This window comes from Caballeronia sp. dw_19 (assembly GCF_018449515.1).
Taxonomy (GTDB): Bacteria; Pseudomonadota; Gammaproteobacteria; order Burkholderiales; family Burkholderiaceae; genus Caballeronia.
The window spans coordinates 21,285-29,863 of the sequence record NZ_JAAVUQ010000060.1; the positions used below are offsets into that span (position 1 = coordinate 21,285).

The 8,579-nt window shown below is 58.9% G+C and carries 8 protein-coding genes; 3 read left to right on the forward strand and 5 right to left on the reverse strand.

The features are described 5' to 3' along the window. Positions 1-6: 6 nt before the first annotated feature. Genes HB376_RS38260 through HB376_RS38270 form a run of 3 tightly spaced genes read right to left on the reverse strand, consistent with a single transcriptional unit; the run spans position 7 to position 3,592 of the window. The gene (locus HB376_RS38260; protein ID WP_213768881.1) at positions 7-1,515 is read right to left on the reverse strand and encodes an ABC transporter substrate-binding protein; all 1,509 of its coding nucleotides are present in this window, start codon (positions 1,513-1,515) and stop codon (positions 7-9) included. A 14-nt stretch (positions 1,516-1,529) separates the two neighbouring features. Continuing rightward, positions 1,530-2,633 carry an oligopeptide/dipeptide ABC transporter ATP-binding protein gene (locus HB376_RS38265; RefSeq protein WP_213768882.1) on the reverse strand — a complete coding sequence of 368 codons (1,104 nt, stop codon included), beginning with the start codon at positions 2,631-2,633 and terminating at the stop codon, positions 1,530-1,532. Next, positions 2,630-3,592 carry an ABC transporter ATP-binding protein gene (locus HB376_RS38270; protein WP_255631823.1) on the reverse strand — a complete coding sequence of 321 codons (963 nt, stop codon included), beginning with the start codon at positions 3,590-3,592 and terminating at the stop codon, positions 2,630-2,632. The genes HB376_RS38265 and HB376_RS38270 overlap by 4 nt, the downstream gene beginning before the upstream one ends. Before the next feature lie 273 nt (positions 3,593-3,865). Here HB376_RS38270 and HB376_RS38275 point away from each other — a divergent pair, with 273 nt between their 5' ends. From HB376_RS38275 to HB376_RS38285, 3 genes are all read left to right on the forward strand, one after another. Then, positions 3,866-4,729, forward strand: coding sequence for a LysR substrate-binding domain-containing protein (locus HB376_RS38275; protein WP_213768883.1), 864 nt, complete (start codon positions 3,866-3,868; stop codon positions 4,727-4,729). 181 nt (positions 4,730-4,910) lie between these two features. Next, positions 4,911-5,186, forward strand: coding sequence for a hypothetical protein (locus HB376_RS38280; RefSeq protein ID WP_213768884.1), 276 nt, complete (start codon positions 4,911-4,913; stop codon positions 5,184-5,186). A gap of 525 nt (positions 5,187-5,711) precedes the next feature. Further along, on the forward strand, positions 5,712-6,650 hold the full coding sequence (locus tag HB376_RS38285; protein WP_213768885.1) for a fimbrial protein: 939 nt from the start codon (positions 5,712-5,714) through the stop codon (positions 6,648-6,650). Between the two features lie 312 nt (positions 6,651-6,962). Here the strand turns inward: HB376_RS38285 and HB376_RS38290 are convergent, their stop codons facing one another. Both HB376_RS38290 and HB376_RS38295 read right to left on the reverse strand, forming a co-directional pair. Next, positions 6,963-7,328, reverse strand: coding sequence for an L-rhamnose mutarotase (locus HB376_RS38290; RefSeq protein ID WP_255631822.1), 366 nt, complete (start codon positions 7,326-7,328; stop codon positions 6,963-6,965). A gap of 3 nt (positions 7,329-7,331) precedes the next feature. Then, a complete protein-coding gene (locus HB376_RS38295) occupies positions 7,332-8,453 on the reverse strand; it encodes a mandelate racemase/muconate lactonizing enzyme family protein (protein ID WP_213768886.1) in 1,122 nt (373 codons plus the stop codon). Between the last annotated feature and the right edge of the window lie 126 nt (positions 8,454-8,579).

Below are 8,579 nucleotides of genomic sequence, written 5' to 3' on the forward strand. Positions count from 1 at the left end.
AGCGGACTACCCCTTGATGCTCACGCCACGCAGACGAATCAACCCGTCCGGATAAGGCGTGAAGCCCTGCACTTTCTTCGACAACGCATACGGCCACGGCTGTGCATAGAGATACACGATCGGGTCTTCATCGGCGAGGAGCTTTTGCGCGGCGTCGTAGATCGGCTTGCGCTCGGCCACCGTCGCTTTCACGCGCGCGTCGTCGAGTAGTTTGTCCACGTCAGGATTGCAATAGCGCCCGTAGTTCAGGTTGCCCTTGCACGTCACGAACTGATGCAGGTTGCCATCCGGATCCGTGCGTCCCGACCAGCCGAGATAGAGCAATTCGAAGTCGCCTTTCGTCGATGCATTCAGCGCCGCGGCGTAATCGGTCGGACGCAACTTGAGGTTGATGCCGGCCTCCGACAGCATGGCTTGCAGCATCTGCGCCATCTGGTTCGATACGGTGTTGTTACCGAAGGTCAGCTCCACATTAAGCTGCGTGAAACCCGCCGCCTTGAGCAACGCTTTCGCCTTCGGGATATCGCGTTTGGTCGTCTTGATCGATGCATCGAAGTACGGGCTATTCGACGGTATCGCCTGGTTGATCGGCGAGAAAATTCCGCCGCCGATCACCTGATTGATCGCATCGCGGTCAATGGCAAGTTCGAACGCCTGGCGCACACGTTTGTCCTTGAACGCCTTGGGCGCACGCGGTCCGTTCGACACGTTGAACGTGAGGTCGTAGAAGCCCAGGCCGCTCATCGAAATGAAGTTGAGGTTCTTGTCGCTTTTCACCGATGCCACATCGGACGGCGCGAGACGTTCCAGCATGTCGAGCGAACCCGAGCGCAGGTTCGCCAGGCGCACGGTGCTGTCGGGAATCGGCTGAAAGATAATCTTCTGAATCGGGTATTTATCGGCGTCCCAGTAGCCCGCGAATTTCTGCAGCACGACACGGTCGTTCTGTACACGCTCGACGAACTTGTACGGACCTGAGCACACCGGATGCGTGGAAACGCTGGTGTCGTCGGTGAGGGTTTTCGGCGCGAGCATCATGCCGGCACGATCGGTCAGCGTGGCGAGCAGCGCGGCATCGGGCGTTTTCAACACGATCGCGACGGTGAATTCATCGACTACATCCACGTGATCGATGGACGCCAGTTCGCTCTTGCGATTGCTCGCGGGCATGGAACGCGCGCGATCGAGATTCGCCTTCACGGCGGCAGCGTTGAATGGCTCGTCGTCGTGGAATTTCACGCCGTGGCGCAGCTTGAATGTGAGCGTCTTGTTGTCGGCGCTCATGCTCCAGGAGGTCGCTAGCATGGGTACGATCTTCAGGTCCGGGCCAATATCCACCAGTGAATTGCATAGCGAACTGAACACGATCCGGTCAACCACCTGACTGCTGCGCGCCGGATCGAGCGTGCCGATATCGTCCTGCAAACCAATCCGGATAGTCGAGTTCGACTGAGCCATCACGGCGCTGGTACTAACACTCGCGGCGAGCGCCGCGGCCAATACAATCTTTCGCATCTGGACTTCCCCGTTTATCGTTTGTTCGATTGTTCTTTTACAGCACCGTCGACCAGCGCCTGACGATGCCGATACACCGCGAGCCGCTCAACGAGCTTCGGGCTGACGATGGAAACCAGCGGCGGGCCGCCACCCTCGTTCTGGATCTCGCGCCAGAAATGGCACGCGACACGGTGGCCGTTCTCCAGCGTTTCGTTGACCGGTTGTTCGTCGGCGCAGCGTGACCGTGCATGCGGACAACGCGGATGAAAACGGCAACCCGAAGGCGGCGCGGTCGGACTCGGCAGGTCGCCGGTCAAGGAGGGTTTGGTTCTGCGCTGACGCGGGCTGCTCGCAGGAATTGCCTGCAATAAAGCTTGCGTATAAGGATGAAGCGGCTGGTCAAACAGATCGTCCACATCCGCCATTTCGACGATTTCGCCGAGATACATCACCGCCACGCGATCGCTCATATGACGAATCACCGCGAGATCATGCGCGATCATGATCAACGTCAGGCCAAGCTCCTGCTTCAGCGATTCAAGCAGGTTGATGACCTGGGCCTGTACGGAAACATCGAGCGCGGAGACGGGTTCATCGCCGACTATCAGCTTGGGCTCGCCCGCTAATGCCCGCGCAATGCCAATACGTTGCCGTTGCCCGCCCGAAAACTCATGCGGATAACGTTCGGCGTAACCGGGTTGCAATCCGACCGTGCGCAGCAAGTCGGCTACACGGTCGTTAAGCGCAGCGCCTTTCGCCAGCCCATGCAGCGCGATCGGTTCACCGATGATCTGCCCCACCGTCATGCCCGGATTCAGCGACGCGAACGGATCCTGAAAAATGATCTGCATCTCGCGGCGCAGACGGCGCATGGGCTCGGTGCCCAGATGCGTTATATCCTTGCCTTCATAGATCACGCGTCCTTCGGTGCTGTCGATAAGACGCAGCAACAGGCGTCCGAGCGTCGACTTGCCGCAACCCGATTCCCCGACGATGGCAAACGTCTCGCCCTTTTGCACAGAGAACGAGACGCCGTTCACCGCGTAGACCGTCGGCGTGCGCGTGAACAGGCTGCGCGTCCCGCCAAAGTGCCTGGTCAGTTCCCGCGCTTCAATAATAGGAGCGTTGATGTTCATACCGCCGCTCCGCCAAGAGCGAGTTCAACGGGCGCAACCCAGCACGCCACCCGATGCGTTCCATCCAACTGTTTATCCTTTGGCACCGCGTCGATACACCGCTGCTCCACGAACGGACAGCGCGGCGCGAACCGGCACCCCTTAGGCATTTGCTCAGGCGACGGCACGGAACCGCGAATGGTGGCGAGCGCGCCTTCGCGTTTTCCCACCGATGGAATCGCACCCATCAAACCGATGGTGTAGGGGTGCTGCGGGTCATCGAAGATTTCATCCACCGAGCCATATTCCACGATCCGTCCCGCATACATCACCGCGACGTAATCGGCCACTTCCGCCACGACGCCGAGGTCGTGCGTGATCAACACCATCGCCGTGCCGGTTTCGGCTTGCAGGCTGCGCACCAGCAATAAAACCTGCGCCTGGATGGTGACATCGAGTGCGGTTGTGGGTTCATCGGCGATCACCAGCTGCGGGCGATTCGCCAGCGCCATCGCGATCATCACGCGCTGGCGCATGCCGCCCGAAAGTTCGTGCGGGTAAGCGTCGAGCCGCGTTTCCGGCGCGGGAATGCGCACGAGGCGCAGCATATCCAGCGCCTCCTTGCGCGCCGCCGCGCCGCTCAAACCACGATGCCGCTGCACGCATTCCGCGATCTGATGCCCGACGGTGAACGCGGGATTGAGCGAGGTCATCGGCTCCTGGAAGATCATCGACATCCGGTTGCCGCGGATATCGGCGAGTTCGCGCTCGGTGAGCGTGAAGAGATCGCGGCCGTCGAAGATCGCCTTTCCCGCGACAATATTGGCCGGCGGGCTGGGCAGCAAACCCATCAACGCCAGCGATGTCACGCTTTTCCCGCACCCCGATTCCCCGACAATGCACAGCGTTTCGCCCGCATTCACGGAGAACGAGACGTCCTCGACGAGATTCGGAACATGCGCGCCGCGCGAGAATTTCAGCGAGAAACCACTGACTTCGAGTACGGGATGCCTGGCGGGCGGATTGCCCTGATCCTGGCGATCGGGCTGGTCCAGAGGCAGCTTGCTTAACGTCGACAAATTCAATACTCCGCTGCGGGGCAATACAGGCGGCGAGCCCGGAATCTCTGTTCTCTCTCGGCGATAGAGCGATCACCCATCGCCAACACTTTCATTGAAGTAATTATGTCGGCCCAAATGCATCAGGAAATATTAAACTTTCTTTTTGATGCTTAACTTTTCCTTGAATAAGCCATGCCGACTATTCGAATGCTGAAGACCTTCCGGGCGGTTGCGCGGACGGGATCGTTCGCGGCCGCGGCTGATAGGGTCGCGCTCACCCAGGCAGCGGTCAGCTTGCAGATGCGCGGGCTGGAGCAGGCATTGGGGCGGCAGCTTTTTGACCGTAGCGCGCGCCAGATCGTGCTGAGCCGGCAGGGTCATGAGATTCGGCCGAAGGTCGAGCAGATATTGGAGCTGCTCGATGAACTGGAGGCCAAGACCACTGACTCCATGCAAGGGCCTGTGACAATTGGCGCTGTTGTATCGGTGATTCAGGCGCTCTCGCTGGGGGTTGCGCGGTTAAAAACTGCTCACCCTGGACTGGATGTGCGGTTGTTGTCGGCCCGTTCGGACGAGTTGACGGTCATGGTGGAGCAGGGCGAGGTGGACATTGCGGCGGTGGTGGCGCGTCCCGACCAGACCCTGCCCGATACGCTCAAATGGACGCCGCTCTACACGGAGCCGCTGATGCTGATCGTGAGTCGCGAGATCACCGATACGGACCCGCGCCGGATTTTGGCGTCGCATGGGTTCTTGCGTTTTGACCGGCGCGTGCGGACCGGCGTGGTCGTCGATCAGGCGCTGACGGCGCTGGGATTGGAGGTGACGGAATATCTGGAGTTGAATTCCATCGAGACGATCGTGGCGCTCGTGAGGAAAAACGTAGGCGTCACAGTGCTGCCACAGCTTCATAGGGCGGGATGGCAGACGGACCCGTCGTTGCGGCTGATTTCGATTGCACTGCCTCCCATTCTTCGGACAGTCGGGATGGTTGAGAGGGCTTCGTACGGCCGTACGGGGATCACGGCTGCGATTATCGAGACCTTGCACGACTAGATTCTGCGTGCACGACGGCACGCACGCCTTCATCTCATTATTAGCGGATTCCGAAAAGTCAATTGCATGCTATCGACATAATAAATCGATAGTAAGGGTATACACTGCATTTCATCGACGCAGTGAGCAGAAAAAACCAAGCCACTGCGCCCCTTAAAACTCATGCAAATCGGAGCAAATCATGAACAAGAATCTTATCGCCACATTGTTGGTCGCCGCTTCCGCAGCCTTGGCTGCCCCCGCATTCGCCAGCAGCGGCTACGGCCCGGCACCGTCGTATAACCCGAGCGTCGGCGCACCGGCATCGCAGCGCGGCCAAAGCGTACAAACCGTTGCAGCGGAACGCGCGCAAGCCAATGCAAACACAACGTCCTACGGTGGCGTGCAAGACACGCAATCGCAATCGGGCAGCCGCGTTAGCCTGAGCAACGAACGCTCGCTCTACTCGCATAACTAATTCGAAGGTCGGACGACCGAAGCGATGTTTGCTCGGTTGCAATGCGGGAAAGTGCAAAAGCGGACGCCCGGGAGAACACAAGTTCTCCCGGGCGTCCGCTTTTTGTCTGTGACGACGAGTTTTGTATTTTGAAAATCGCAACGATCGTCCAAGCAGCCTGTGGGATTCGCTGGATGCTGTCGTCACTGCCGTGTCACTTCGCTACCTGAAGCGGAAACGCTGTAGGAACGACTTTGAGGTTGACGGCATTCGCCTGCCTCGTGAATTGTTCGTCGTCGGGCTAAGGACGTTTCGACTCCCCCGGCCAAACCCATCGCGTTCTAAACAGCAATGATGTGAGGATAAGTGACAGTTCTGGATAGGACGGGCGATAGATTTCGCATTGATGGCTCGTCGCTGAACGCCAATGCATTAAAAATCTGTCGAAACTTGCGCGCCAGCCTTCTCTCTACACTGTTCGCGGTTTTCCTCAGTGCGTTTTTCGTTAATCCCGCTTCTGCCGCGATCACATGCAATCCGGGTAACGTGAACAAAGTACTCGCAGCAGGAACGATCACCATTCCGATGAACGCCCCATCCGGCACAGTAGTCGGCACTGTCGCGCCGGCCGGTTTCTTGATGAATTGCTCTTTTCTAAATACCACCCCGTTCAATACGACGGCAACTGTCTACATTCAATTTACGGTGACCGCCGCGCTCGCGCCTGGCTTCGCAGACGTGTACAAGACCGCCATCGACGGGCTTGGTGTTCGATTCGTCTTCGACGCCCCGACTTGCAATGCCAGCAATTTGTCTCTCAGCAATAGCCTGCTGCGAATACCGTGTGCTCTCTCGGGTCCGCTGGCGGGACCGACTATAGTCACGAATGTTACGGTCACAACTATTTTCGTCGCCTATGGCGCGGTTAAAGGCGGCGCGTCGACTCTCTCTTCTATTCCCGTGCTGAGCGAGGCCTACGAGACATCGGATAATGTAGGAAAATTATGGAGCCAGTCGCCCATTTATACGGGCAGCGCCACTGGCACGCTAAACACGGCAACGTGTTCCGTACAGACCCAGGACATCGCTGTTTACCTTCCCACGCCCGCCGTAAGAGCCTTTGCCGCCGGCGTGGGATCAGTCGCGGGGCGGACAGCGTTCAACCTGGATTTCACTTGCACGGCCGGCGCCCAGGTATCCATCGTCATAACAGATGTTGTCACTCCGTCGAATCGATCGAACGTGCTGACGTTGTCGCCCGAGTCGAGCGTAAAGGGGATTGGCGTGCAGGTATTAAAAGGCGACGGCACCCCGGTCGTCTTCGGACCCGACGCGGTAGGCGTTGGCGTCATGAACCAGTGGCTGATCGGAAGTTCGCCCAACGGCGTACTTACGTTGCCTTTGTCGGCGCAGTACATCCGCACGGGAACCGTCACCCCTGGTTCTGTCAAAGCGATGGCGACTTTCACCATGTCGTACAACTAGGCGGGCGATCGAGCCGCGATTTCGACGCGCGCTGCAAAGGTGCGGACAAATTGCTGATACGGCAAAGGACAATCACGACGCGCTCAACGCGGCTTAATGTTCTCTTAAGTCTCGCGCTTTACGATGCCTCTTATTGATCCCCCTGTAGTACCCCTCTTCAGGCCGCTTTGCGGCCTTCTTTTTTAGGTACGACGGATGAAGACCTTTTGGCGTTTGTGCGCAGTCGCCGTATGCCTGGTCGGCGGCGTCGGTATTGCGGTCTGGGTGTTTTCCGTGATCGTGCGTATTGTCTGATCGAGCGCGATCAGACGCTCAGCTTTCGTAACTCTTCATTTGCGCCTGCATATTGAACGCGAGTTTCATCGGTTGCCATTCGGCGCTCGTCGCACCCGGCAACGGACATTGAAAGCTTGCCATCAACGCATTCCACTCAGTCACGCGCGGATGAACATCCGCGCCAGCAACGAGTTTGTCGAAGCTGAAGTCCGGCTCCGTTTCAATCAACATGACCAGTCGCGTGTCGCGCCGCCAGATCGTCATATCGATGATGCCAGACGCTCGCAGCGCATCAAGCACTTCGGGCCAGACGGCCTCGTGATACCGGTCGTATTGCGCGATGACCTCAGGGTCATTGCGCAGATCAAGTGATAGACAATAGCGCATGACGGTCGTGCTCATCGCTTAAGCTGCCGCGCGGGCATCGACGCAAACATGCGTGCGCTGCGTCGCCTGAATCGCATCCCAATCCCAGTCGATACCAATCCCCGGTTCCATCGGCGCGACCGCATAACCTTGCTCGATCTGAACCTGCTTGCCCGTCAACGCATCGAGTTGCGGAATGTATTCGAGCCACGTCGCGTTCGGCACGGCCGCGCACAAACTCACATGCAACTCCATCAGGAAGTGCGGACAGATGGACACGTTCATCGTCTCGGCGAGGTGCGCCACTTTCAGCCATGGCGTAATCCCGCCCACACGCGCGACATCGGCCTGAACGATCGAGCACGCATCCGCCTTCAGATACTCGGCGAATTGCGCGGGGTGATACATCGATTCCCCCACTGCGATTGGCACCGAACTCGCTGCGCAAAGCCGCTGATGCGCCGCGATATTTTCAGCGGGCATTGGCTCTTCGAGCCATGCGAGACGCAACGGTTCAAACGCATGTGCGCGGCGGATGGCTTCGGATAGCGTGAAGCCTTGATTCGCGTCGACCATGATCTCGAAGTCGTCGCCCATTGCGTCGCGCACTGCGGTGAGCCGCCGGGTATCTTCGGCCAGATGCGGCCGGCCGACCTTGATCTTCGCGCCATGAAAGCCGGCATCGCGCGCTTGCAAGGTTTGATCGACAAGTTCCGTCTCCGATAAATGCAACCACCCGCCTTCGGTGGAATACGTGCGTGTGCGCGGCTTCGATCCGCCCGCTGCGATCCACAACGGCAGGTTCGCCACGCGCGTGTTGCGGTCCCAGAGTGCGGTATCGATTGCCGCTAGCGCGAGGCTCGTGATTGCGCCGACCGCCGTCGCGTGCGTATGGAAAAAGAGGTCGCGCCAGATGGCTTCGTACTCGGCGGGGTTGCGTCCGATCAGTAATGGCGCCAGATGATCGTGCAGCAACGCGACGATAGACGAACCGCCCGTGCCGATGGTGTAGGTGTAACCCGTGCCTACGCTGCCATCGCTGCAATGGAGCGTGACCAGCACGGTCTCCTGTACTACGAACGACTGGATCGCGTCGGTGCGTTTGACTTTGGGTTGAAGGTCGACCTGGCGGATGTCGACGGTGTCGATGGTTGTTGTCATTGATGGATTCCCTTTGGGTTGGTTTTCGTTCGCACTCGGGGCGGGGTTTAGGCCGGGGTGTATGGGGCTGGGGGTATTCGGGGTCTATGGGTCGGGGTCAGTGCCGGGTTGGTCGGTTCTGGGGTT

What these genes read in the sequence shown, in the direction of transcription:
- HB376_RS38260 (WP_213768881.1), bottom strand. Translation starts at nt 1,515, where the DNA reads ATGCGAAAGATTGTATTGGCCGCGGCGCTCGCCGCGAGTGTTAGTACC.
- HB376_RS38265 (WP_213768882.1), bottom strand. Translation starts at nt 2,633, where the DNA reads ATGAACATCAACGCTCCTATTATTGAAGCGCGGGAACTGACCAGGCAC.
- HB376_RS38275 (WP_213768883.1), top strand. Translation starts at nt 3,866, where the DNA reads ATGCCGACTATTCGAATGCTGAAGACCTTCCGGGCGGTTGCGCGGACG.
- HB376_RS38280 (WP_213768884.1), top strand. Translation starts at nt 4,911, where the DNA reads ATGAACAAGAATCTTATCGCCACATTGTTGGTCGCCGCTTCCGCAGCC.
- HB376_RS38290 (WP_255631822.1), bottom strand. Translation starts at nt 7,328, where the DNA reads ATGAGCACGACCGTCATGCGCTATTGTCTATCACTTGATCTGCGCAAT.
- HB376_RS38295 (WP_213768886.1), bottom strand. Translation starts at nt 8,453, where the DNA reads ATGACAACAACCATCGACACCGTCGACATCCGCCAGGTCGACCTTCAA.